At 39.3% G+C, this 26,287-nt stretch carries 21 protein-coding genes and 6 pseudogenes; 18 read left to right on the forward strand and 9 right to left on the reverse strand.

Annotated elements, in window-relative coordinates:
• Positions 1-217 precede the first annotated feature (217 nt).
• The 7 genes and pseudogenes from BHF70_RS01650 to BHF70_RS01680 form a co-directional block, all read left to right on the forward strand.
• Complete coding sequence (locus BHF70_RS01650; RefSeq protein ID WP_075758622.1) at positions 218-1,042, forward strand: alpha/beta fold hydrolase; 825 nt, start codon at positions 218-220, stop codon at positions 1,040-1,042.
• Positions 1,043-1,332: 290 nt separating this feature from the next.
• Positions 1,333-2,196, forward strand: a pseudogene (locus tag BHF70_RS01655) (class I SAM-dependent methyltransferase); the annotation flags it as partial.
• A gap of 282 nt (positions 2,197-2,478) precedes the next feature.
• Positions 2,479-2,841: an MmcQ/YjbR family DNA-binding protein gene (locus BHF70_RS01660; protein ID WP_075758623.1), complete on the forward strand. Its 363-nt coding sequence runs from the start codon at positions 2,479-2,481 to the stop codon at positions 2,839-2,841.
• Entirely contained in the window at positions 2,838-3,359 is a 522-nt protein-coding gene (locus BHF70_RS01665; protein ID WP_083638232.1) for an N-acetyltransferase, read from the forward strand. Before BHF70_RS01660 ends, BHF70_RS01665 begins: the two co-directional genes overlap by 4 nt.
• A gap of 105 nt (positions 3,360-3,464) precedes the next feature.
• Positions 3,465-3,938, forward strand: a complete 474-nt coding sequence (locus tag BHF70_RS01670; protein ID WP_083638233.1) for a LysR family transcriptional regulator — start codon at positions 3,465-3,467, stop codon at positions 3,936-3,938.
• Between the two features lie 27 nt (positions 3,939-3,965).
• A complete protein-coding gene (locus tag BHF70_RS01675; RefSeq protein ID WP_075760489.1) occupies positions 3,966-4,445 on the forward strand; it encodes a flavodoxin in 480 nt (159 codons plus the stop codon).
• Between the two features lie 42 nt (positions 4,446-4,487).
• Positions 4,488-5,255 (forward strand): annotated as a pseudogene (locus tag BHF70_RS01680) (iron-containing alcohol dehydrogenase); the annotation flags it as partial.
• 46 nt (positions 5,256-5,301) lie between these two features.
• Here BHF70_RS01680 and BHF70_RS01685 read toward each other — a convergent pair.
• Positions 5,302-6,813, reverse strand: a complete 1,512-nt coding sequence (locus BHF70_RS01685; RefSeq protein ID WP_002575864.1) for a recombinase family protein — start codon at positions 6,811-6,813, stop codon at positions 5,302-5,304.
• A gap of 325 nt (positions 6,814-7,138) precedes the next feature.
• Between BHF70_RS01685 and istA (BHF70_RS01690) the strand changes: the two are divergent.
• A pseudogene (gene istA / locus BHF70_RS01690) lies at positions 7,139-8,421 on the forward strand (IS21 family transposase).
• Positions 8,422-8,423: 2 nt separating this feature from the next.
• Positions 8,424-9,176 carry an IS21-like element helper ATPase IstB gene (istB, locus tag BHF70_RS01695; RefSeq protein WP_075760490.1) on the forward strand — a complete coding sequence of 251 codons (753 nt, stop codon included), beginning with the start codon at positions 8,424-8,426 and terminating at the stop codon, positions 9,174-9,176.
• Between the two features lie 110 nt (positions 9,177-9,286).
• On the opposite strand, the gene mobV is transcribed toward istB (BHF70_RS01695), so the two are convergent.
• The 6 genes and pseudogenes from mobV to BHF70_RS01730 form a co-directional block, all read right to left on the reverse strand.
• On the reverse strand, positions 9,287-10,231 hold the full coding sequence (gene mobV, locus BHF70_RS01700) for a MobV family relaxase (protein ID WP_002575862.1): 945 nt from the start codon (positions 10,229-10,231) through the stop codon (positions 9,287-9,289).
• A gap of 173 nt (positions 10,232-10,404) precedes the next feature.
• Positions 10,405-10,800 (reverse strand): replication initiator protein A, encoded by a 396-nt coding sequence (locus BHF70_RS01710; RefSeq protein WP_002575861.1) that lies wholly within the window; start codon positions 10,798-10,800, stop codon positions 10,405-10,407.
• A 111-nt stretch (positions 10,801-10,911) separates the two neighbouring features.
• Positions 10,912-11,004, reverse strand: a pseudogene (locus BHF70_RS01715) (cysteine-rich VLP domain-containing protein); the annotation flags it as partial.
• A 52-nt stretch (positions 11,005-11,056) separates the two neighbouring features.
• Positions 11,057-11,809, reverse strand: a complete 753-nt coding sequence (istB, locus tag BHF70_RS01720) for an IS21-like element helper ATPase IstB (RefSeq protein WP_075760490.1) — start codon at positions 11,807-11,809, stop codon at positions 11,057-11,059.
• A gap of 2 nt (positions 11,810-11,811) precedes the next feature.
• Positions 11,812-13,094: pseudogene (gene istA, locus BHF70_RS01725) on the reverse strand (IS21 family transposase).
• Between the two features lie 50 nt (positions 13,095-13,144).
• Positions 13,145-13,507: a cysteine-rich VLP domain-containing protein gene (locus tag BHF70_RS01730; protein WP_075758625.1), complete on the reverse strand. Its 363-nt coding sequence runs from the start codon at positions 13,505-13,507 to the stop codon at positions 13,145-13,147.
• A 228-nt stretch (positions 13,508-13,735) separates the two neighbouring features.
• On the opposite strand from BHF70_RS01730, the gene BHF70_RS01735 reads away from it, so the two are divergent.
• Positions 13,736-13,999: a hypothetical protein gene (locus BHF70_RS01735; RefSeq protein ID WP_002575859.1), complete on the forward strand. Its 264-nt coding sequence runs from the start codon at positions 13,736-13,738 to the stop codon at positions 13,997-13,999.
• A 78-nt stretch (positions 14,000-14,077) separates the two neighbouring features.
• A complete protein-coding gene (locus tag BHF70_RS01740) occupies positions 14,078-14,878 on the forward strand; it encodes a helix-turn-helix domain-containing protein (protein WP_002575858.1) in 801 nt (266 codons plus the stop codon).
• An 80-nt stretch (positions 14,879-14,958) separates the two neighbouring features.
• Here BHF70_RS01740 and BHF70_RS01745 read toward each other — a convergent pair whose 3' ends face one another.
• Positions 14,959-16,179 carry an MFS transporter gene (locus tag BHF70_RS01745; protein ID WP_002584949.1) on the reverse strand — a complete coding sequence of 407 codons (1,221 nt, stop codon included), beginning with the start codon at positions 16,177-16,179 and terminating at the stop codon, positions 14,959-14,961.
• A 1,053-nt stretch (positions 16,180-17,232) separates the two neighbouring features.
• Between BHF70_RS01745 and BHF70_RS01760 the strand changes: the two are divergent.
• The 7 genes and pseudogenes from BHF70_RS01760 to BHF70_RS01785 form a co-directional block, all read left to right on the forward strand.
• Positions 17,233-17,646, forward strand: a pseudogene (locus BHF70_RS01760) (iron-containing alcohol dehydrogenase); the annotation flags it as partial.
• 129 nt (positions 17,647-17,775) lie between these two features.
• On the forward strand, positions 17,776-17,940 hold the full coding sequence (locus BHF70_RS12485; RefSeq protein ID WP_192846089.1) for a hypothetical protein: 165 nt from the start codon (positions 17,776-17,778) through the stop codon (positions 17,938-17,940).
• Positions 17,941-18,382: 442 nt separating this feature from the next.
• Positions 18,383-18,619, forward strand: coding sequence for a FeoA family protein (locus BHF70_RS01765; protein ID WP_269145778.1), 237 nt, complete (start codon positions 18,383-18,385; stop codon positions 18,617-18,619).
• A complete protein-coding gene (gene feoB, locus BHF70_RS01770) occupies positions 18,616-20,661 on the forward strand; it encodes a ferrous iron transport protein B (RefSeq protein WP_075758628.1) in 2,046 nt (681 codons plus the stop codon). The genes BHF70_RS01765 and feoB overlap by 4 nt, the downstream gene beginning before the upstream one ends.
• 221 nt (positions 20,662-20,882) lie before the next feature.
• Positions 20,883-22,151: a hypothetical protein gene (locus BHF70_RS01775; protein ID WP_075758629.1), complete on the forward strand. Its 1,269-nt coding sequence runs from the start codon at positions 20,883-20,885 to the stop codon at positions 22,149-22,151.
• Positions 22,144-22,914 (forward strand): class II glutamine amidotransferase, encoded by a 771-nt coding sequence (locus tag BHF70_RS01780; RefSeq protein ID WP_075758630.1) that lies wholly within the window; start codon positions 22,144-22,146, stop codon positions 22,912-22,914. The genes BHF70_RS01775 and BHF70_RS01780 overlap by 8 nt, the downstream gene beginning before the upstream one ends.
• Before the next feature lie 9 nt (positions 22,915-22,923).
• Positions 22,924-24,312 carry a glutamylcysteine synthetase gene (locus tag BHF70_RS01785; protein ID WP_075758631.1) on the forward strand — a complete coding sequence of 463 codons (1,389 nt, stop codon included), beginning with the start codon at positions 22,924-22,926 and terminating at the stop codon, positions 24,310-24,312.
• A gap of 165 nt (positions 24,313-24,477) precedes the next feature.
• On the opposite strand, the gene BHF70_RS01790 is transcribed toward BHF70_RS01785, so the two are convergent.
• A complete protein-coding gene (locus BHF70_RS01790) occupies positions 24,478-26,259 on the reverse strand; it encodes a serine hydrolase domain-containing protein (RefSeq protein WP_242946374.1) in 1,782 nt (593 codons plus the stop codon).
• Positions 26,260-26,287 lie beyond the last annotated feature (28 nt).

Genomic DNA, 26,287 nt, shown 5'->3' on the forward strand with positions numbered 1-26,287 from the left:
AAATGACAATGTCCGAATGCATTCCAAAAAGAGCAATAAGTGCATTGAGTATAACTGCAGTTTTACTGTTTATGTTACCTGTTATTTTATATCTAAAAAAATGATGGTATCATATATCAGGTGAATTAAAAATTTTTTGACAGAGGGGTACGCAGGATCAAGAGCTGTCTTGCAGAGAGATAAAAGTATAATAAATAATGAATAGAGGTTTTTAATAATGATAGAAAAGACATATCAAACAAGTAAAGGAATCATTCATTACTGGATTTCAAATGAAGTGAAAAAAGAGTTGGTTACACTTGTTTTTTTGCCGGGATTAACGGCAGACCACAGATTATTTGATAAACAGATTAAAGAATTTGAAAATAAGTATAATGTATTTGTCTGGGATGCTCCGGGACATGCTGCATCATGGCCGTTTGAACTGGATTTTTCGTTAATGGATAAGGCCGTATGGTTGAATGAAATTTTGGATTTGGAGAACGTTGACAAACCTGTTATCATCGGACAATCTATGGGCGGTTATGTAGGACAGGCATATTCTGAGAAATACCCGGATAAACTAAAAGGATTTATTTCGATAGACTCTGCACCGTTACAGCGGGAGTATGTTACTGCCGCTGAAATTTGGCTGTTGAAAAGAATGGAACCGGTATATCGGCATTATCCATGGAAATCCCTCTTGAACTCCGGAACAAAGGGAGTTGCAACTACTGAATATGGACGAAAACTGATGTATGACATCATGATGGTATACGACGGAGATCAGGAACGATATGCAAAACTGTCAGGACATGGTTTTCATATGCTGGCGGATGCCATGGAAGCAGATTTGCCTTATAAGATAAAATGCCCTGCCCTTTTGATATGCGGGGAAAAAGATCATGCGGGCTCCTGCATTAGATATAATAAAGCATGGAATAAGAAAACGGGAATTCCGATTCAGTGGATTAAAAATGCAGGACATAATTCTAACACGGATGCTCCTGAGGAAATAAATCAATTGATAGAAAAATTAGTGGAGACAATACATACGAATTGAAATAATCATTTATAAAGATGAAAAAGTATGTAGAATGTTGTGATAGTTGCAGTTAGTGTGGGATTAGGATGGAGTACAGATTTGTTGCGAAGAGATTTGTATCCAGCCAGAGAAGATTTTATGGATGAAAGGTATTAAGTCGTATGGAGATGCAGCTTAGAAAACTTGAAGTTTACAAATACATAATATGACCGGGAAAATGCTCAAATAGTCAAGAGAGTAATTCTTGACAGTGATACACTTGAATAACTTCTCGGAATCTCAATGAATGAGATTCCAACCGAAAATTGACAACTTCAAAAAAGAATCAGAAAAAAGAAGTTGTTACCCATTATGATATTGGAAATGATTTCTACAGGCTTTGGCTGGATGAGACAATGAGTTACTCCTGTGCATATTTCAAGAGCTCAAGTGACTCCCTATATGAAGCGCAGAAGAATAAAGTTGAGCATATTTTGCAAAAGTTATATTTGGAGGAAGGCATGACACTTTTGGATATTGGCTGCGGATGGGGGTTCCTGTTAATAGAGGCTGCAAAAAAATACAAAATTCGCGGGACAGGAATTACATTAAGCAGAGAACAATATAAAGCTTTTAAACAGAAAATACAGGAGGAAAGTCTGGAAAATTACCTTACGGTAGAGTTGATGGATTACCGAGATCTTCCAAAGATGGGAAAACAATTCGACCGCGTAGTCAGCATCGGTATGGTAGAACACGTAGGCAGGGAGAATTACCAGCTTTTTAATGATTGCATAAACAAGGTATTAAAAGATGGAGGGCTGTATCTTCTTCACTATATCAGTGCCTTAAAAGAATACCCTGGAGATGCATGGATTAAAAAATATATTTTCCCAGGGGGAGTGATACCAAGCTTGCGGGAAATGCTATATTGTGCCGCTGAGGATAACTTTCATACGATAGATGTGGAAAATCTGCGCTTGCACTATAATCGTACCTTGCTATGTTGGGAAAAAAATTTCAAAGATCACATTAATGAGGTGCGCAAGATGTTTGATGAACGTTTTGTACGAATGTGGGATTTGTATTTATCGGCGTGTGCGGCAACTTTTCATAACGGTATTATAGATGTACACCAGATTTTATTTTCGAAGGGAATAAATAACGAACTACCGATGGTTCGATGGTATTAATGGATAATTTAAAAAAGAAAATAATAATAAAATGATAAGGAAACTAATATCTTTATTTGGAGCAATGCAATTAATCCCAGAGGAGTCAAATCTTCTGGGATTTTGTTGTTTGGGAAAAAAAGGGATTCGTACAGATAATCTCAAATGAAAAGAACAGAAAAAAGCATTGAAAGTTGAGATAATAAATACAAAAGCATTTAAGAAACTTAACAGGTAGTGTAGGATGTAAAAATGTGGTATGATTATTGTCAAGATACAAGAACATTCAGGGGTGAGTAGATAGTGGATAGAGAAAAAATCTTTGAATATGTGAAGGAGCAGTACGGAACATTGCCGGAGTACTTATGGCGCAGTTCTCCAGATAGTGCTGTGCTACGTCACAAAAATGGAAAATGGTATGCAGCTGTTATGAGTGTTGAGAAATCAAAGCTTGGGTTGGATGGAAATGATATCGTAGAGATCCTGAATGTAAAGTGCGATCCGGAAATGGTAGGCGTGATTATCCAGACCTATGGTTTTCTGCCGGGATATCATATGAATAAGCAGCATTGGATCACGATTTTGCTTGATGGAACAGTAGATGAATCAAAGATTTTGGACTTCCTTGATATGAGTTATAATTTGATTGATGGAATGCGGAAATGATAAGAAGATTTGAACATAATGATTTGGATGAAGTAATGTCCATATGGTTCCATGCCAACACGGAAGCACATTCTTTTATAGAATCAGATTATTGGAGAAGTAATTATGAATTTGTCAAAGAGATGATACCAAAAGCCGAAGTATTTGTGGCAGAAGCAGATGGTAAGATCAGAGGATTTATTGGTTTGATCGATACTTATATCGCAGGAATATTTGTGAAGAATACGGAGCAATCCCAAGGTATCGGAACGGAGCTGCTTCAAGCTGTTATGGAGACAAGAGATATTTTGAGTTTAAATGTCTATAAGAAAAATGCAAGGGCAGTAATGTTTTATCAGTATTGCGGATTCAGAATTGTAAATCAGGTAATAGATGAAAATACATCAGAGGAAGAATATACAATGGAATGGATTAAAAATGCAGGACACAATTCCAATACGGATGTCCCTGATGAGATCAATCGGTCGATAGAAGATCTGGTAGAGAAAATAGACACGAATGACGATAGTAAAAACTAAATATTTTTGAAATCAGTGAAGACTAAGTAAACACTGGAACAAATGAATCGAAAGAATTATTGCCCCAAAAGCATCGGTCTATTATAATGTCTATGAGGTGATTTCATGGAGATTAGAGTATTACGGTACTTTTTAACAGTAGTTCGAGAAGAAAGCATAACAAAGGCGGCGGATGTACTACACATTACACAACCTACATTAAGTCGTCAGTTGTCAGCATTAGAAGAAGAAATTGGTGTGACACTGTTTTATAGAGGTTCAAGAAAAATTACCTTAACGAATGAGGGGCTTTTACTTAGACGAAGGGCAGAGGAAATCCTTGATTTGGTGGATAAGACAACTGAGGAACTTTTGCTACAGGATGATCAGATAGAAGGTAAGATTACGATTGGTGCAGGAGAACTTGCATCCATGCAGGTTGTATCAGAACTAATTGGTAACTTTCAAAAGAAATATCCCAGAGTACAATTTGAGATATATACTGCGACAGCAGACCAGGTTAAAAATCGAATGGAAAGAGGGCTTGTGGATGTAGGACTTCTTCTTGAACCAGTAGATGGGCAGTATGGAAAACTGTAATTGATAATTTTGAAAGCGGGTGTAAAAATGAGCAAAATATTAGTAGCATATTTCAGTGCAAGTGGTACAACGGGTAACGTAGCCAGGAATCTAGCTGAGGCAGCTGGTGCTGATATTTATGAAATCAGACCAGAAGTTCCATATACAAAAGCGGATCTTAACTGGATGGACAAAGAGTCTCGCAGCAGTATTGAGATGAATGATAAGAATTTCAGACCGGATATTGCTGATAAAAACGCAAATATCGCAGATTATGATACAATCTTTTTAGGATTTCCGATTTGGTGGTATGTGGCACCAACAATTATCAATACATTTCTTGAAAGTTATGATTTCTCCGGGAAAAAGATTATCCTGTTTGCTACATCCGGTGGAAGTGGATTTGGGGAAACCATTGATGGATTAAAAAAGTCTGTTGCTACAGATACAGTCATTTTGAAAGGAAAACTCTTGAATGGAAGAAATTCAGCAGATGATCTTAAGAGATGGGTTCAGGAAGTATTATAAAGAAGATAATGGATAAAAATAAGTAAAGGAGAAAAAGAACGTATGTTAGGTGATTTTATTTATGAAAATCCAACGAAATTATATTTTGGAGAGGATGCACTTAAAAATTTAGGATCAGAGCTTGAAAAATACGGAAAGAATGTTCAGCTTATTTATGGTGGAGGGTCCATTAAGAAAAATGGTATTTATGATCAGGTTGTATCAATCCTTAAAGCTAATGGCAAGGAGATATATGAGGATGGTGGTGTTATGCCGAATCCTACAGTCGAAAAGCTGTACGAAGGAATAAAGATTGCAAGAGATAACAAAGTGGATTTACTTCTTGCAGTTGGTGGTGGTTCCTGCTGTGATTATGCAAAGGCGGTATCAGTATCTGTAAACTGCAGCGAGGACCCTTGGGAGAAATATTATATCAAATTTGATGAGCCTGACTGTGAGATACTTCCGGTTGGATGTGTGCTTACAATGGCTGGAACAGGTTCTGAAATGAATGCTGGTGCGGTTATTACAAATCATAAACAGAATCTTAAAATTGGTCATGTGTTTGCTGATCCGAAGATTATGCCCAAATTTGCAGTCTTAAATCCTAAATTCACTTATTCTTTGCCAAAGAAACAGATGGTTGCAGGTATCTATGATATTTTCAATCATATCTGTGAGCAGTACTTCTCCGGAAACGATGACAATACCAGTGATTACATCAGTGAAGGATTAATGAGAGGACTCATCAAATCATCACGTATGGCTGTAGAAAATCCTGAGGATTATGAGGCTCGTTCCAATATTATGTGGACAGCAAAGTACAGTTTACAAGGGACTACACAGGGTAGGTATCTGACGGGAGGGGTGCCGCCAGTCAGATTTTCCATGTGATGTTCAAGCTGTCGCTTGTGGCGGCTATGGTGGTGATCATCAAATCCACCACACGCCGCTTGTCATCAAAAGATACATTCTCCCAGGTATCGAGGTAGCCGGAAATCTGGCTGACCTGTTCCGGGCTGATGGCCTCCACAGTCAACTCCGCTATCCTTGCCAGAAGTTCCTGCTTGCGCCCGTCCAGTTCCGCTATCTTCACATTCACATAGGAGAACAGGACATTGTTTGCCCCCGTCAGACTGTCCACCAGCTTTTCAATCTCGCTGTCTACATGGGCAAGTTCCACTTGCAGGGCGGTGATTTTCGGGTTTGCCTTTGCCGCTTTCTTTTTTCCTGTCAGCGTCTTGTAGCTTGCCAGCTTCTTTACCATCTGCTGATAAACAACCGCTTCCAGTTCCGAAGTGATGATTTTCCCACAGCCAGGACAGCTTTTATTGTCCAGCCGTTTCGTGCAGCGGAGATACTGTTTGCCGGAGGGATTGTAGATACTCATAAGAGCATACCCGCAATTCCCGCACTTGATTTTTCCTGCCAGCCATGTGTGGGTGGCTTTCCGGGCAGACTGGATTTTCATGTTGTTCATCAGCTTCTTGCGGCAGGTCAGCCAGGTGTCGGAGGGGACGATACCCTCATGGGGAGCCAGTACCAGCATTTGGTCTTTTAAGTCGTTTTTCTTGCTGGCCTTTACATCTCGCCCTTGATACAGATAGCAGCCGTTCATGCCCGTAAAATCGGCAACGTCATTGACAATGACTGTACCTTGACTTTTGAAAAATTCGTACACATCAAGGTCTGCCTGCACATAGACAGGATTGCGTAACATCTGCGCCAGCGTGGGGCGTATCAGCTCTTTGCCATGGAACAAAATCCCCTGTTCGGCAAAGTACCGGGTAATGTCCCCGTAGGAAGTTGTGGGCTGGGCGTACATCTCAAACATCAGCCGGATATTGGCCGCTTCCTCCGGGTTTACCACCAGCTTCTTTGTGTTGATACCGTCCATCTTGATAGGCTCCGTATGGAAGCCGTAAGGGGCTTTCCCGCCCATCTTAAAGCCCCGCTGACTGCGGGAGTAGTAAGCGTCCGTTACCCGCTTCTGTATCGTTTCCCGTTCAAGCTGGGCGAACACGATACAGATATTCAGCATGGCCCGTCCCATCGGCGTGGAGGTATCAAACTTTTCCGTAGAGGACACAAACTCCACATTGTACTGCTGGAACAGCTCCATCATGTTGGCAAAGTCCAGAATGGAACGGCTGATACGGTCGAGCTTGTAAACCACGACCTTTGCAATCAAGCCCCGCTTGATGTCCCGCACCAGTTCTTGAAACTTCGGACGGTCTGTGTTCTTGCCGCTGTACCCTTTGTCTGTGTATTCCTTGCAGTTACCGCCTTTCAACTCGTATTTGCAAAATTCAATCTGGCTTTCAATGGAAATGCTGTCCTTTTTGTCTACCGATTGTCTTGCATAGATTGCGTCTATCCGATTGTTCATATTGTCGCTCCTTTTCTTAAAAAAGAAACGGAGCTGCTGACAGTTCTATTATACCGCCAGCAGCCCCGCAAATCAATGATGGGTTTGGAAAACCTTATGTCCCGGCTTCCTCACTCTCCCGCTTGTCGGCGTACTTGCGGAACACCTCATAAAGCTGCTGTTCCAGTTCCCGGCGTTTGGCTGCTTCCTGTTCCGGCGTGAACACCGGGGAGAGATTTTCCAGTGTGATTTCCTTTCCTATAAAGTTATACTTAAGTATGTACAATAAATATTAAATAAGAATGTACAAATGTTATGATATATGAGTTACAAGGAGGAACTCATAATGATATTAAAGAATCAGATCATAACAAACATAAAAATAGAAAGTGTCAATGACCTGTACAAACTAAAACCATTTTTGGAGGATGGGACATTGAAAATCAATAAAAGTCAAATAGCAAGAGAATTGGAGGTAGACAGACGTACAGTAGATAAATATATAAACGGATATACGAAACCAGAAACAAGGAACTGTAATGATTGCATTACACCATTTTATGATATTATTGCTGAATTGTTATCAGACAGAAACCAACAGGTATTTTACTACAGAAAAGTTTTATGGCAGTATCTTGTAGATAACCATGGCTTTACAGGTGTTTACTGCAACTTCTGCCATTACCTTAGAAAATATCCTGAATTCGATTCATATTTCAGAAAAGGCAGACCTTCCAACACTAATCAGGTAACCGTTCGATATGAAACGCCTATGGGTAAGCAGGCTCAGCTAGATTGGAAAGAGTCGATTCCGTTTACTCTTTCTTCTGGAGAAACTATAGATGTAAATGTTTTTGTTTTATTGCTTTCATATTCAAGATTCAGGGTATACAGAGTATCCCTTTCCAAGACGCAGGATATACTCTTCTCGTTTCTTGATGATGCATTTGAAACATTTGGTGGTGTACCCGCTGAAATAGTTACAGATAATATGAAAACTGTTATGGATGAAGCAAGAACAGAATATTCTGCCGGTAAAGTAAATAATAAGTTTCAGCAATTCGCTGATGATTATGGTTTTAAAGTTCAGCCGTGCATTGCAGGGCATCCCCATACGAAGGCCAAGGTTGAGGCTCCTATGAAGATACTTGATGAAATAAGGGCTTATAATGGAAAGTTAAATTACCAAGAACTGGTTGAACTAGTAACAAGAATTAACAATCGTGTGAATGCACAGGTGAACCAGGGAACCGGAAGAATTCCGCTGATGTATTTTAACAGAGAAAAGGCTTTCCTAAACAGCCTACCCGCTGATACCATAAGAAAGCCTTATCAAATCACCACAAATACCGTAAAAGTCAATCATTCAAGCATGTTTTATTACAAAGGATGCCAGTACTCTGTCCCACCAGAGTACGTAGGAAAGATTGTTTCTTTACAGGTATATGATGGTTATATACATGTGCATTGTAACACAGAATTAATAACCATTCATCAATTAAGTTCAAAAAAATTGAATTATATTTCTGAACATTATGCTGCAATTGCTAGAAAATCCCATATTTTCAAAGATGAACACATAATGGACAGAGCAAAAGAAAATCTTGAGATAATAGGAAAGGTTTATGATTATGAGTAATAGTACATACAATCAGTTAACAGCAAATCTGGAATTGTTAAAGTTAACCCAGATGAAACTTCATCTTGATGAAATAAGAGATTTTGTAACAACAAACGGATTATCATTTACGGAGGGTCTGTTAAAGCTCAGTAATTATGAAGTGGATTTTAAAGAACAGAATGCTTCACGGTCTATGATAAAGGCCGCAGCATTTCCATTTGTAAAAGAGCTTAAAGATTACGACTTTGAATTTCAGCCAAGTGTGAATGAACAGGAAATGAGGGAGCTTGCAAGTCTTGGCTTCCTCGAAAAGAATGAAAATATAGTATTTCTTGGACCGAGTGGCGTCGGAAAGACACATCTTGCAACTTCTATCGGTATTGCAGCCGCAAAAAAGCGAGTAAGCACATATTTTATAAAGTGCAATGATCTGCTCCAACAGCTAAAGCGGGCAAAACTGGAAAACAGGCTTGATGCAAGATTAAAGCATTTTTGTCATTACCGCCTGCTTATCATTGACGAGCTTGGATATCTGCCTATTGATAAAGAGGATTCAAATCTATTCTTTCAGCTTATAGATATGCGATATGAAAAGAAAAGCACTATATTAACAACAAATATGAACTTTAATGAGTGGGATGGAATATTTTATGATGCGGTTGTTGCAAATGCCATTATGGACAGAGTTTTGCATCATGCACATGTAATACCAATATCAGGAAAGTCATACAGGTTAAAAGACCACTTAAAACAAACAGACTAATTGTACATTTTTATATAATATTTTTTGTACATTAGGTCTTGACATTTTATACCTTTCCCTGAAAAGTCACGATTTCGATTTCCTTTTTGTATCTGATATTACTTATAAGATCACCTTTCCTTTCCATGCTGCCGCTGTTGCCGTTTCAGTTCCGCTAAAATCTCCGGCGGGATACGGTCAACCAGCCGCCGCATATCGTCCAGTTCGCTTTTTAACTTCGCCCGTTCCATCGTGTCATTCATCTTGCCTTTTTCGCTGGCCTTTGCCCTGACTTCCAGCTTTTCATTTTCCGCTAACAAGTCATTGATTGTGACCTTGTATTTTTTCAGTTGCCCGGAGAAGTTCTCCATCTGCGGAAACCACTTTTTCAGCATGGAGAGGGCTTCCTCTTTCTTCTTTCCGGCGTTCAGCGGGGTAATGCCGGAGAGAACCGCTTCAATGGCCCTCGCCTGTTTGGAGAGGTTGACCGCCTGTTTGAACAGCCGGGTGGGGATATGCTTCCGGCCCGTCTTGCTGGCGCTTTCCCCACGCTCCAGGTCGGGGTACTGCTCCACCATACAGGCGTGAAAATCGTCCTGCCACTTCGTCAGATTGGCCCGGTTGCCGATAATTTCTTTGGCGCACAGGCGGTTGTCCTTTGTCAGCGGCACAAAGACCAAGTGCAGATGGGGCGTTTTTTCATCCATGTGTACCATAGCCGAAACGATGTTCTCCCGGCCCACCCGGTCAATGAGGAAGTCCGCCGCCCTCTGGAAGTAGGCCGCTATCTCCTTTGGGGACTTGCCCTTGAAAAACTCCGGGCTGGCGGTAATCAGCGTGTCCACAAACCGAGTGCTGTCCTTGCGGGTGCGGCATCTGGCCTGCTCGATGCGGCTCTGAATGAAATGGTAGTAGCGGCCATCCGGCTTGACGATGTGGAAATTGTACTTGCTCCGGCTGGTGTCAATGTCCGGGTTGCTGGCGTACTGCTCCTTTTTCCGTTCATGGTGGGCTTCCAGCGGCCCCGCCGGGTGGCCCTTGTGCTTCTCAAATCGCAAAATTGCGTGTTGTGCCATTGAACTCCTTTCCCCATTCCATTCCTTTCCGGCGGGTTTTCCCGCCGAAAATATCTCTGATAGGATTGGAATGGAATGAATGTAAATAGATGGTTTTAATCTCTGTATTTCTATATACCGTCAGATTTCCGTACTTCAAGAGGATTGATTTTCGTACTCGCCAAGTACGGTTTTCAGCCCTCCGGCGTACCATAACCGGATTTCTTGAAGTCGGTGTTTGGAACCGCTTCATAGGATTTCGGGTAAATGCGGTTGGGTTTTCCACAGCCCTGTTTCTGGATTTCCACCAGCCCCGCATACTGCAACTCCCGCAGGGTGTTGACCGCTTTCTGCCGCCCGCAGCGGAGCAAAGCGACCACCTCGCAGATGGGGTAGTACAGGTAGACCCGCCCGTACTCGTCCGCCCAGCCGTTCTTCCGGGACAACTCCGCCCGGCGCAGGACAAAGGCATACAGCACCTTCGCTTCGTTGCTCAAGGGCTGGAATGTGGGTGCTTCAAAAAGGAAATTGGGGAGCCGGGTGAAACTGAACGCCTTTTCCGGCTGGTGAATATAAATCGTGTTTGTCATAGCGTGTTTTGTGGACGGTTAGAGGCCCGTTTTCCGGGGCGAATGATAAATGATACCAGCCGCCCCGGTTGAGGGCTTGCGGAGCCTTGCAAATCAAGGCTTTTCCCGCTCTTAACTGTCCACAGCAGACCTCCTTTTCCGTTCACTTTCTGTTTTCTGCCGCCTGTGAACTCTGGCGGCGCAGTCCGGGCAGTATTTGCCCCGGTATAAAATGTCAAGACCTAATGTACAAAAAATATTATATAAAAATGTACAATTAGTCTGTTTGTTTTAAGTGGTCTTTTAACCTGTATGACTTTCCTGATATTGGTATTACATGTGCATGATGCAAAACTCTGTCCATAATGGCATTTGCAACAACCGCATCATAAAATATTCCATCCCACTCATTAAAGTTCATATTTGTTGTTAATATAGTGCTTTTCTTTTCATATCGCATATCTATAAGCTGAAAGAATAGATTTGAATCCTCTTTATCAATAGGCAGATATCCAAGCTCGTCAATGATAAGCAGGCGGTAATGACAAAAATGCTTTAATCTTGCATCAAGCCTGTTTTCCAGTTTTGCCCGCTTTAGCTGTTGGAGCAGATCATTGCACTTTATAAAATATGTGCTTACTCGCTTTTTTGCGGCTGCAATACCGATAGAAGTTGCAAGATGTGTCTTTCCGACGCCACTCGGTCCAAGAAATACTATATTTTCATTCTTTTCGAGGAAGCCAAGACTTGCAAGCTCCCTCATTTCCTGTTCATTCACACTTGGCTGAAATTCAAAGTCGTAATCTTTAAGCTCTTTTACAAATGGAAATGCTGCGGCCTTTATCATAGACCGTGAAGCATTCTGTTCTTTAAAATCCACTTCATAATTACTGAGCTTTAACAGACCCTCCGTAAATGATAATCCGTTTGTTGTTACAAAATCTCTTATTTCATCAAGATGAAGTTTCATCTGGGTTAACTTTAACAATTCCAGATTTGCTGTTAACTGATTGTATGTACTATTACTCATAATCATAAACCTTTCCTATTATCTCAAGATTTTCTTTTGCTCTGTCCATTATGTGTTCATCTTTGAAAATATGGGATTTTCTAGCAATTGCAGCATAATGTTCAGAAATATAATTCAATTTTTTTGAACTTAATTGATGAATGGTTATTAATTCTGTGTTACAATGCACATGTATATAACCATCATATACCTGTAAAGAAACAATCTTTCCTACGTACTCTGGTGGGACAGAGTACTGGCATCCTTTGTAATAAAACATGCTTGAATGATTGACTTTTACGGTATTTGTGGTGATTTGATAAGGCTTTCTTATGGTATCAGCGGGTAGGCTGTTTAGGAAAGCCTTTTCTCTGTTAAAATACATCAGCGGAATTCTTCCGGTTCCCTGGTTCACCTGTGCATTCACACGATTGTTAATTCTTGTTACTAGTTCAACCAGTTCTTGGTAATTTAACTTTCCATTATAAGCCCTTATTTCATCAAGTATCTTCATAGGAGCCTCAACCTTGGCCTTCGTATGGGGATGCCCTGCAATGCACGGCTGAACTTTAAAACCATAATCATCAGCGAATTGCTGAAACTTATTATTTACTTTACCGGCAGAATATTCTGTTCTTGCTTCATCCATAACAGTTTTCATATTATCTGTAACTATTTCAGCGGGTACACCACCAAATGTTTCAAATGCATCATCAAGAAACGAGAAGAGTATATCCTGCGTCTTGGAAAGGGATACTCTGTATACCCTGAATCTTGAATATGAAAGCAATAAAACAAAAACATTTACATCTATAGTTTCTCCAGAAGAAAGAGTAAACGGAATCGACTCTTTCCAATCTAGCTGAGCCTGCTTACCCATAGGCGTTTCATATCGAACGGTTACCTGATTAGTGTTGGAAGGTCTGCCTTTTCTGAAATATGAATCGAATTCAGGATATTTTCTAAGGTAATGGCAGAAGTTGCAGTAAACACCTGTAAAGCCATGGTTATCTACAAGATACTGCCATAAAACTTTTCTGTAGTAAAATACCTGTTGGTTTCTGTCTGATAACAATTCAGCAATAATATCATAAAATGGTGTAATGCAATCATTACAGTTCCTTGTTTCTGGTTTCGTATATCCGTTTATATATTTATCTACTGTACGTCTGTCTACCTCCAATTCTCTTGCTATTTGACTTTTATTGATTTTCAATGTCCCATCCTCCAAAAATGGTTTTAGTTTGTACAGGTCATTGACACTTTCTATTTTTATGTTTGTTATGATCTGATTCTTTAATATCATTATGAGTTCCTCCTTGTAACTCATATATCATAACATTTGTACATTCTTATTTAATATTTATTGTACATACTTAAGTATAACTTTATACCCCGGTTGGACTTCGGGACGAACACACCGCCGCACTCCGCACAGCGTTTCAAGTCCCTGTCCCGGTAAATCTCCGCTTCCAGCGTCCTGTCCAGCGGCAAGACCGCCCAGCGGAACCACTTGCAGCAGACGGAGAACGAAATCATCTGCGGACAGGCGCAGGTGTCGCCATCGTCCAGCGCAAGGCAGTTTCCGTCCTCGCAGTTGCAGCACTCCCGGCGTATCAGGCCGCTGGCTCGTCTCTTCTGGGGCGGGGTTATGCGGTAGGGGGAGCCGTCCGGCCTGTGTTCCAGCGGCGGCAGGTGTTGATAGGGTCTTTTGCTCATGCGTCCCTCCGTTTTCTTTGGCGTGTTCTGTTTCCAAGGTGCTTGTCCATCGATGAACTATCCCAAGTCTACACCTTTTTGACCGCCTGTGCCGTATATCCAAGAGGTAGGAAATCAGCCTGAAAAACTCCCTATTTCCACGCTCTCGGATTTGTGATATAATCAAAAAAAGATAAAAGACAAATTCAGGTTTCTGGTCTTCTTGCACAAAATAAAGGAGGAGCTATTATGCAAATTGTTTATATTCCAAGCGAATCAATGTCTGTTCAAGGTAAAAAAGATGAAATCTATAAAAGATATGGGAAAGACTGGAATATTAGAGAACAGGGAGGAGGTAACGGAAATTGGTTGTTGACCAGAAAAAGTGATGTGCTTGTAGATGGAAAAAGTTATCGTACTTTTGTACTTGAACACTACGGTAAATCCAAGCTGACAGCGAAGCTTGTTGATAAATTTCGTGAAGATGTAGCAAATGGTAAAATAAAACTGTAAATGCCTATGCCGTTATGCTATGAGCATAGTACATAGCATAACGGCTTCTCTTTCGTTGAGCTAGCAAGGAGGGTGAATATGTCTTTATCCATACAAGAGCGATTAAAAGACCTACGTGTGGAGCGTGGCTTGACGCTGGGGCAGCTTGCGGAGCAGACCGGGCTTTCCAAGTCTGCGCTGGGCAGTTACGAAACGGAAGACTTCAAGGACATCAGCCACTATGCCCTTATCCGGCTGGCGAAGTTTTACGGTGTGACCGCTGATTATCTGCTGGGGCTGTCTGAAATGAAAAATCACCCAAACGCCGATCTTGCAGACCTGCGTTTGAGTGATGAAATGATTGACCTGCTGAAAAGCGGGAGGATAGACAATACCCTGCTGTGTGAGCTGGCGGCGCACCCGGATTTCCCCCGGCTGATGGCTGACCTTGAAATCTATGTGAACGGAACGGCACTGAAACAGGCGCAGGGTGCAAACGCCATAGTGGACACGATGAGCGCAACTGTTATAAAAAAGCATAATCCTGGCATGAGTGATACGCAGTTAAGACAGCTTATCACCGCCCATATTGATGAGGACGAGTTTTGCCGCTATGTGATACAACGGGACATAAACGGGATTGCCCTTGCTCTGCGGGAAACACACAAGGACGATTTTTTCAGCGTCCCAGAGGATAACCCGCTAAAAGAAATGCTGGAAACTGCTGGTGAAATCGTCAGCCAGGACAGCGACACGGAACAAGCGTACTTGGCGTTTATCTGCAAACGGCTCAAGCTGAATTTTAGGAAGCTGTCAGTAGAAGAACGGAAGTGGCTGAAAAAGATTGCGGAAAAATCCGACTTGCTGAAGAATCCAAAACCGCAGAGAGGACGAAGATAAAAAATGCCTGAACGGCGGTTCTGGTTTTTCAGAACCACCATCCAGGCATTTTGTTTAGTAATAGAAAAAGGTGCAGTTGATTATTGCGTATTGTCAATCTCTCTCAAACCGGGTAGTAAAAATACGGCAAGCGCAACGATGATAATGCCAATTCCGCAAATGACAAACCATTTCTCAACTCCCAGCCGCTCCGCCAGAGGCCCGGAAATGACAAGGCCAAACGGCATGGCGAGGGAAGCGGCGCTTGTCAGTAGAGAAAAAACTCTCCCCAGATATTCTGGTTTGACCGTTTCTTGAAAAATCGCATTTTGCACACCGTAAAATGGAGCGGAAATTCCCATAACAGTACAGCACACAACAAAGACAAGAAATGCGTCTGGCGGCAAAAGCCCGGAGAGCATATTGCTAACGCCCATCAGGAGAACGGAAAGACCGATGGTGTACCGCCGTTTCTTAAAACCGCCCCAAATGCTCAGAATGACTCCGCCAAGCAGCATACCAACCGCAAAAGCAATTTCAGCGGCAGAGGCATGGGCCGGTGTTCCTTTGAAGTATGACATACAGATGAGAGGAAAAAGCGTACTGATTGGCATATAAAAGAACATATAAATTACACCAATCCAGAGCAGAGCAAAGAGGCCCCTGTTTTGCTTTAATACCACATACCCCTCTTTCATATCCTGTAAAAACTGTTGTCTTTTCGTTTCTGGACATAGTTCAGGCGTTGGTATGGACGAAATCGCAACAGTCACACAGGCAAGGATTGCACCCACAATATCTAACAATATAATTGCATTAAGAGGCCAAACAGCATATAAAAACGCTGCGGCAGCTGGACTGATAATCGCACTTACTGCTTGCATGGTCTGCGTGTAACCAGCGCATTTTGTAAGTTCCTCTTTTGGCACAATCATAGGTGTTGCTGCGCTGAATGCTGGAGAATGAAAAGCAGTTCCCGCACTTCGGATTAACAGGACAACCATAATAGACCATACGGGCAATTCCATGTAAAACGCCACCAGCGCCAGAATACCGCCAGCGGCGGCAATTATCAAATCCGCACCAATCATTACGCTTTTACGGCTGTGCCGGTCAACAAAAGCACCTGCAAACGGGCCTAAACAGGCTTGCGGCAAAAATCCAATCAGTGTTGCCGCCGTCAATATGATTGCAGAATTAGTTTTCGCAACCAAATAAAAGATAATGGCCATTTGCAAAATACCGCTGCTAATAAAGGATATTGCTTGTCCGGCAAGAAGTGTAAAATAAGTTTTTCTCCATGAATTGTTGTTTTGGGTCATAATGCGAACCTCCTTTTTTATTGCATTGTTCCTTTGTTTCTGCAATAAAAAGCAGGCGTTGTCCCACAGAGAGGGCAGACGCCTGCATAACAACAAAGCACGAAAAAACACCACGATACAGTTCAAAGACTGCTCGTGTCAAACCTACGTGTTCCTTTGCATACGCACGCAAAAAAAGCCCACCATCATGTGGAAAGGTACTTCTACTTTTTATTGCTTATTAGCGTACACAAATTAACACACGTAAGCCTCCTTCCAATCTCAAACTGTCGCACAGTATAACACACATCCGATAGACTTGTCAACCATTTTTAACCTTGTTTTCCATCTTGTTTTTCCATCTCTTACGGGCAGTAGCAAAGCCAGGCGAGCCAGTCAACGGTCAAGATGAACGGCGCTTTCAGCGCCGCCGTTGACAGTCTCGCCCGTCTTTGCTAATGGGTAATCAAGGCGGGAAAGCCATTTTAGGGCTTTCCCGCCCATTTCAATTTTGGGAGAAGAAAGGCCCCAAAATGAACGAGTGCGGCCAAACACTTTTAGGGATTGGCCACCTTGTCCACCCATCCAGCGGGGCGGCGGGGAACGGTCAAGGCCGGGCGTCAGCCCATTCATTTCAGCCTTGACGGTTTCCTGCCGTCCTGCTACTTTTCCCGGAGTGTGGCCACACATCTGGTCACGGTGTCCAGAGCTTTGGGACTTTTTGTCCCATAGGCCGGGGGCGGAGGACGAGGGACGGGGGCTTTCATAATACGCCCTGTCTGCTGCTGAAATCAGCCCTTTGTTTCCGGCTTACCAGCCCCAAACAAAGCCCTGCTTTCCTGCCGCGTCAAATGCCCTTGCCCTCCCCGGCGGCAACGGTATTTTCAGGGCAACGCCGACAGAGCGTATAACACACTACACTTTGCTCCGCAAAGTCGTGTGCCAAATGGGGCGCTGCCCCCTTTGGAAACCCCCGCAACAAACAGGTGCTATGCACCCAGCCGGGAGCATAGCGCCGTTTGTTGTCAGCAGCCCGTTTCACGGTCTGCGTGTAGTTCCTTGTAAACTGACCTAACCTGGGCACTAAATACTTTGGTTTCCAAAGGAAAGAGCACGGACTGGATGGTACATATGATGGGACAGGCTGTAGGAGCATATACAAATGCTACACATGGAATGACACTTTCAGCAGTATCTTTACCGTACTATCGATTTATTATGCCATACGGAATTGCTAAATTTGTAAGATTTGCAGAAGAAGTTTGGAAGGTGGATGGAGAAGGCAAAACAGATACTCAGATTGCAGAGGAAGGACTTAATGCGATGGAGAAATGGATGAAGGAACTTGGGCTTTCTATGAACATTTCAGAACTTGGGGTAAATGTGGAAATGATTGATGGAATCACAGAAGCGACTTTGATTTTAACCGGCGGATATAAGGTACTTGATAAAGATGAGATTGCAGGAATATTAAGACAGTGTTTATAAAATGAAAAAATACTTTGTTCATTAACTTAATAAAGTATTAACAAATAATCATATTTTTTTTATAAACAAAACATATGTAAATCACATGTTTCTGATAAGATAGAACTATCAGAAAGGAGTGATACCTACATGGAGAAACACAACAATCTAACAATTGATGAACTTATGAAAAAAAGTTTAACTTTCGCATTGACAGCAACGCTAATTGCAGGTACATCCAATGTTTCAGTTATAAAAGATAAAATTCAAATCAGTAAGAGTAATCGAGGTACAATTGTTATTCATCAAAGATAAATATGATGAAAGAAACTGTATTATATTGGACTTTAAGATTCATTTATATCAGATGAGGGATGACTCCCGCCTCTGTAGGCGGTGAGCAACAATTATGTATCAGTGGCGGGTTTCAATCCCCCATCTGATATACGCTCCGCGAGGATGCGCAGGAATTCGGATTGGAAGTATGTCTGCTATGCAGACCCGAATTCCGCGCCAAGACTCGCGAGCGAGTCTTGAATTATATATAAAAAATCGCAGGGAAGATTATCCTGCGATTTTTTTCATTAGAAACGATTTTGTTACGCTAAAGCGTAAAAGTTATTCCATAAAATAAAAACGCGCTGAACGGATGTCAATAGAATTTTATGTTTTTTTGAAAAAAGTTATCAAAAACCTGTCATATTCTGCTATAATAGGATACGGTTAGATAGAACTAATCGGATAGGAGGACAAATAATTGAATGATCAGCTTGAATTGAGTCATGGAAAAATCGGAGGTCAGTACATAATTGAACATATGGATCTGCCTATGAATATAGAAAAACGCCTTGAAGCTCTTGGTATGACTCATGGAACATGTATCTCTATTTTAAACAGCAAAAGTCATGGAGTCTTAATTGTTAAAGTCCGTGGAACACGTTTTGCTTTAGGACGGAATATTACAAGGAACATCCAGGTAAGGAGTGAACAATGAAACAGGATTTAACCATCGGATTTATTGGAAATCCCAATTGCGGGAAAACAACGTTATTTAATGCTTATACAGGTGCTAATTTAAAAGTCGCAAACTGGCCGGGAGTTACTGTTGAGCGAATGGAGGGAGCTATTCGTGATCATGACTTAAGTATTCGGCTTGTGGATCTTCCGGGTACATATAGTCTTACTTCCTATACAATGGAAGAACAGGTTTCCAGACAGTTTATTTTAAGTGATGAAGTAGATGTAATCGTAGATGTGGCAGATGCTTCATCTTTGGAGCGAAATCTCTATCTTACATTACAGTTACTTGAACTTGGAAAACCGGTTGTGCTTGCACTGAATATGATGGATATTGTACAAAAAAGAGGTATGGAGATTGATACACATCGTTTACCGGAAATGCTTGGTATTCCGGTTATCCCGGTTTCTGCCAGAAAACGTACAGGACTGGATACATTACTTCATGCCGCGGCACATCATCAGGGAAGAGGGAAAGCAACTGACAATCTGGTTCATGATCATAAAACAGTTTCACATCATGCCCATGATCATCATTCTGAGTATGCCATGGTTTATTCAGATAAAATTGAAGATAAAATCGATCTGATCATGAATTACATGGAAGAACATTATCCTGGACTAGATAATTATCGCTGGCTGTCAATCAAACAACTGGAAATGGATAAAGAAGTTATGGAAAAATATCCAGTTGATATGCCAGACGTTTTAGATAAGAATTATGAGTCAGAAATTATTAATGAAAAATATGACTTTATTCAGGAAATAATAGATGAAGTATTATTTAATAAAAATCGTCAGGAAGCATTTACAGACAAAGTAGACCGATTACTTACTCATCGTATCTGGAGTATTCCAATTTTCCTTGGTATTATGGCATTGGTATTCTTTTTAACCTTTACCATTGGTGACTGGTTAAAAGGATATTTTGAAGCTGGTCTGGAATATTTTTCAGCAACCGTTTCTCAGGCGTTAACATCAATAAAAGTCAGTGCCATGCTTCAATCATTGATTGTAGATGGGATTATTTCCGGAGTAGGAGGGATATTGACGTTTCTCCCTAATATTTTTATTTTATTCCTTGCCCTTGCATTTCTTGAAGACAGCGGATATATGTCAAGAGTTGCTTATGTAATGGATGGAATTATGGGGAAATTAGGTTTATCCGGAAGGGCATTTATTCCTATGATTTTAGGATTTGGATGTACTGTTCCTGCAATTATGGCATCAAGAGCTTTGGAAAATCCAAGAGATCGATATAAAGTCATGCTTATCACTCCATTTATGAGCTGTAGTGCAAGACTTCCAATCTATATTTTATTTGCAGGAGTATTTTTCCCGGAGCATGCGATGATTGTATCATATTCTATGTATTTAATTGGATTAGTGGTGGCAATTATTATTGCTGCAATTATACACTTGATTGATCGAAAAAGCAGTCCAAATTATTTACTGATTGAATTGCCTGAATATAAAGCACCAAGTGCAAGAACCATTGCAATCTATGTATGGGAAAAAGTTAAAGATTATTTAACAAAAGCCGGAACTACCATTTTTATCGCTTCCATTATTATGTGGTTTATATTAAACTTCGGTGCAAATGGCTACACTACGAATATGGCAACAAGTTTCGGTGCCTCCATCGGAAAAATTCTTGTCCCATTTTTCGCACCAATCGGGTTAGGTATATGGCAGATTGCAGTAGCATTGATTGCCGGAATATCTGCAAAAGAAGTAGTTGTATCAAGTTGCGCTGTATTATTTGGAATTCCAAATATTAATTCAGGAGAAGGTATGCTACAGTTCGCAGACGTTCTGGGAAATCTGGGATTTGAATCATTAAATGCATTTTGTCTGATGGTATTTTGTCTTTTATACATACCATGTGCAGCAACACTTGCAACAATAAGAAAAGAGGCAGGAAGTACCAGATGGATGGTATTTGCAGCGTGCTTCCAGTTAGCAACTGCATGGATTTTAACATTTTTAATCTATCAGATTGGTAATATAATTTTATAAAATTTTCGTTTATCAGGAAATTTATCATATATGAATATAACCAGGTTTTTTGTAATATAAAATCCTGGTTATATCTTTTTTTTATACCAAATTCTAAGAAAAAAGTATAATCTTTGGATTTTTTTCATTATTGACATAAACTATCCGTAGAAATATAATATCATATATCATATTTTACATGTGGGAAATATATAGAATTTACAAAAAGGGAGGAGATAAAAATGGATGAAAATTTCTTTAAAGGAGAATTGGGATTGGAAAAGGAGTCCCTTCGAGTAGATGCTTATGGATTTCTCCCAAAGACAAAACATCCTTTTCCTAATCATCCAAACATCGAACGGGATTTTTGTGAAAATCAAATAGAGATTATAACTGATGTTTTCTACAGTATACCAGAAGTTTACCAGCAGCTTTTAAGTATCCAGCAATTTATATTAAAGGAATTAGCTAATTTAAATACAGGGCCTGAATTTTTATGGCCATTTTCAAATCCACCTTATATTAGAAATGAAGATGATATTCATATTGCAACCTATAGTAATCATTGGAAGACAAAAGAAGAATATCGTAAATATCTTGCAAAAAAATATGGGAAAAGAAAAATGCTGTTTTCTGGCATTCATTTTAATTTTTCTTTTGAATCGACTTTTCTGGAATCCCAATTTAAATCAAGTGCTTATGAATCTTTTTTTGAATACAAAAACCAATTATACCTTAATCTTGCAAAAAAAATAACTCAATATGCATGGTTATTAGTATATTTAACATCTGCCAGTCCTGTAGCTGATGGATCCCTCATAAATGATGAGAGTATAGGAAAAGATCTTAAAGGGGAGTATGCATCGTTTCGATGCAGTGAAATTGGATACTGGAATTCATTTGTGCCGATCCTAAACTATAGCTCATTAAAAGATTATATTAATAGTATACAAGTATATATTCAAAATGGGAAGCTGAAATTCCTATCGGAATTGTATTATCCAGTTCGTCTTAAAACTAAAGGAGAAAATAGTCTTGAGCGCTTGCTAACAGATGGTATTAATCATATAGAACTGCGTATGTTTGATTTAAATCCGTTGGATCCGGCAGGTATTAAAGAACTAGACTTTACATTTGTATATTATTTTATTTTTTATCTGACACAGCTTCCTGAGATAGATTTCGGAAGAGAGGAGCAAGTAATTGCAATTGAAAATGAAAAAAATGCAGCAAAATTTCATCCCGATCATATATGGATTAAAGAGCATGGGAAAATGGTTCCTATTCTAAAAGCTGCAGAAGCCTTTCTAATTAAAATGAAAGCTTTCTACAAGAAACATAATAGACTGGATATTTTAGAATGTATTGATTTTCAATTGGATAAAGTTCTCAAACCTGATCATCGTTATAGTGCAATCATAAAAAAACAATATGGCTATGATTTTGTCCATGCAGGAATAGAGCAAATGAAGAAATATACAAGAGAAGCGGAGGGAAGTATGGATGTGTGAAATTTTTGGAGCAAGTTTAAAGTATAAAACCGAAATAAATAGATATTTGAAAGAATTTTTCAGTCATAGTAATCATCATCCTCATGGATGGGGACTGGCATTTATGGATCATACAGATACAATGATTGAAAAAGAACCTTTGCAGGCATCAAAAAGTCATTATTTAAAATCGCGTTTAACAGTACCTATAGTGGTAAGAACAGCACTTGCCCATATCCGGTACGCAACCGTTGGTAATGTAGAATACTGTAATTGTCATCCTTATTCAATGAAAGACAACAGCAATAGGAGATGGACCATGGTTCATAATGGCACGATTTTTGAATTTGATCCACTGAGCAAATTCTATCAATTTCAAACAGGAAATACCGATAGTGAACGTATCTTATATTATATTATTGAACAGATAAATAAAAAAGAAGAATCAGGTACTAAATTAACTTTTAGAGAACGCTTTGAACTATTAGATTCAATTTTTATAGAGTTATCAAAAGGAAATAAAGTAAATGTTCTTTTATATGATGGAGAATACCTGTACGTTCATACAAATTACAAAGAATCCTTATTCTATTTGGAAAAGGAAGAGGGAATTCTTTTTTCAACCAAACCTTTAAGCCAGGAATCATGGAAACCAGTGACATTTACGACATTACTAGCTTTTCAAGACGGAAAACAAATTTTATCAGGAACTAATCATAAAAATGAGTTTATTGAAAGTGAAGAAAATCTTCGATATCTGTATCAGATCTTCTCAAATTTATAAGGAGTTAGTATGATTGAAGAAAAATTAATTGAGGAAGAATTATACAAAAAATATATTGAACCTACAAAGAAAAAACGTAATGATTATATTGGGATTGAAATTGAAATACCAATTTTAAATTACAAGAAGCAAGCTGTTAATTTTCAAACAGTATTTGAAGTGACTGATCAGTTTATGAAAGAATTTGGATTTAGAGCAGAAGGCATTGATGATGAAGGACATATTTATTCTGCTGTAAATCCTCAGAATGGAGATATTTTATCCTATGATTGTTCTTACAATAACTTGGAATTATCTCTTGGAAAAGAAGTAGATCTTCATACTCTTTATCAGAGATTTCAGAAATATTATCGGTTCCTTCAAAAAAAATTTAACCAGAACCAGCATAGATTAACTGGAATGGGTGTAAATCCTTATCGCATCTATAACCATAACGTACCAATTCCAAATGGTCGTTATCGTATGTTATTTCTTCATCTTGGTTCTTATAAAAAATATCAGCTTCCAATGTATTTTCATGATTATCCGGAATTTGGAACATTTTCAAGTGCATCTCAAGTACAATTGGATATTTCTTACGATAAACTATTGGAAACTTTAGAAGCCTTTTCAAAATTAGAGCCAATAAAAGCTTTACTTTTTTCCAACTCCGTTTTGCTAGATTCACCATTTAGTGATTTACTTTGCTGCCGGGATATGTTTTGGGAACAAAGTACACTTGGCATAAATCCGCATAATATTGGAATGTATGACTGCAGTCTGGAATCCATAGATGATTTATTGGCTTATATTGAATCAACGAGTATTTATTGTTTGGAAAGAGATGGAAAATATATTAATTTTTCACCGATTCGCATTATGGAATATTTTAAACAATCAGAGGTGACAGGCGAATATTTTGATGGAAATCAGTATCGAGAAATTCAGATTATACCTAGGATAGAAGATATCAACTATTTAAGAACCTTTAAATTTGAAGATTTAACTTTTCGGGGAACTGTGGAATTTAGAAGTGTATGTTGTCAGCCAATTCAGGATTGCATGACAGTATCAGCGTTTCATCTGGGGCTTAAAAACCATGTAGAAGAGCTGAATTCAATTTTACAAAACGATCATGTTCTTTATCACAAAGGTTATACAGCAACAGAACTGCGGAAAATGTTAGTTAAACGGGAACTTCCTGATTTTGTATGCCAAGATCAATTATATACTTTGGCAGAAAAAATTGTAGATTTATCCAAAAAAGGATTGAAACAGCGAGGATTTCATGAAGAAGTATTTCTGAATCCACTATATGAAAGAATTCAAAATCATACAAATCCGGCAAAAGCGATGTTAGAACATATAGAACAAGGTGGAAACCTAGAAAGTGTAATTGAATCTTATGGAAAGTTATAGTAAATATGTAATTTTCCTCAATCTATAATTTAAATCGGTATTTTGCGTATAGATTGATTTATCTACTTATAGATCTCTTCTTACGCTGTATCTTATCTTGTATGGGAACAAACCTTATTATATTTTTATAATAAAGTTTGCTCCCATCTTTCTTTTTATAAATATCTATTCTGTTTCTTCTACAGGCATTCCGGTGGTTACTGGTTCAATTGTTTGTTTAATAATTTTTGTAAATATAGATGCCAGATTTTTTCCATGAATGCCTGATAAAATCGGATGTTCAGTAATGGATCCGGCAACAGATTCCAGACCCTCTAAAATCAATTCAGCTCCAGGAGATTCCATCCATTGGATTTCCAGCTGCTCCATATCTGAATCATTCCAGAAAAACTTTATGATCCTGTTGGAAGCCTCTTCCAAAAATGCAATGTTCAACTTTAATACTGTCCGATCGTCTTCGTCTTTCGTTGCCTGTACCATAGCAGCTACACGATAAATTTCACCTTTAAGGTTCAATTCTGTTTCTTTCCAGCATAGAATTCCAGCATAAATTGTGTGAGTAAATTCTCCATCTTTTAACTGTATACAAAATTTGTCTTCTGTTTTCATAAAATGAATCATGGAAATTCCTTCTTCAAAATTATTATGAACTACCTGAAGCATTAGAGGAAACAAACTTACGCTGGTATCATTTAATTTATAAGATCTTCCATATAGTTTTCGTATGAGAGCTTCTGTATTTTTTTTCTTATTATTCCATTTTTTCCAACAAGACCATCCATCTTTATAGATTTTAGGCTTCTGCTCTCTCTCCTCCAGTTTTTCTATTTTTTTCTGAAGTTTATGATAAGTATATTTATAATACATCATACTATGATTCTTTGTTATTTCATCTTTTGCAAATATATTATGGATAATGTCTAACATTTCGCATTTTTGAAACAATACACTGTTTCCTGCGTTGGTTACAATTATCATTTGAATATCAGGATATATGAGAACATTTTGACCAAGCATACCATTAAAAACATAGCTGCCTGATCGTTTTCCCATCCATATCTGATAACCATAACCACCAAAACCCATTTCAGAAGGAACCTGGGTTTTAGGACTTGTGGCTTCTTCTATCCATTCCTTAGAAATAATCTGAGTATTATCCCACTTTCCTTTTTGCAGAAAAAGCTGTCCTATTTTTCCAGCATCTTCCGGACATATAAATAATCCCCATCCGCCTTTTGTAATTCCTTTGGGACATGTTTCCCAAAAGACATTGGTTATTCCCAATGGTGCCCACAATCTTTTTCTTAGATATTCCATCATGGTTTCCCCTGTAATTTCTGATACAATGGCTGATAGCATATAGCTATTCATACTGTTGTATTCAAATTGACTTCCGGGTGTGAACTTTACAGATGATTCTAAGAATCCTTTAACCCAATCATTTCCTGTTACTGCTCCAGCTTCATTAAAAGACACTCCACTGGTCATGGTAAGAAGATGTTTTACGGTAATGTCTCTTTGACGAAAAATTGTCATAAAATTCTTCTGACGTTTAAAGATATCCACCAGTCTGTCATCAACATGAAGCTTTCCTTCATCTATCAGCATACCTATAGCGATTCCTGTAATACTTTTGCATAACGAATAGGAAGCATGCCATAGGTTTCTTGTATATGGTGCAAAACCACATTCTGTGATAATCTTTCCGTTTTTTATGATCATTAGCTGATGCATATGTGTATGACTGCTCTCTGATAACTGATCCAATAAATCTATTATGCTTTTTGGTGAAATTCCTTGTGAATAAGGAGTTGCCCTTGGAAAAGCTTCATTTTGTGAAAATTGCGGATATACAGGTTTTTGAGGAAAATAATCTACTTTGCTGATTTCTTTTGTATTCCTGCTGATTAGATTCCATATAAATTCTAAAATTGGCTTTTGTTCCATTGCCACATACTTCTCCTCTTTTATCTTC

This window comes from Anaerostipes sp. 494a (assembly GCF_001940315.1).
Classification (GTDB): domain Bacteria; phylum Bacillota; class Clostridia; order Lachnospirales; family Lachnospiraceae; genus Anaerostipes; species Anaerostipes faecalis.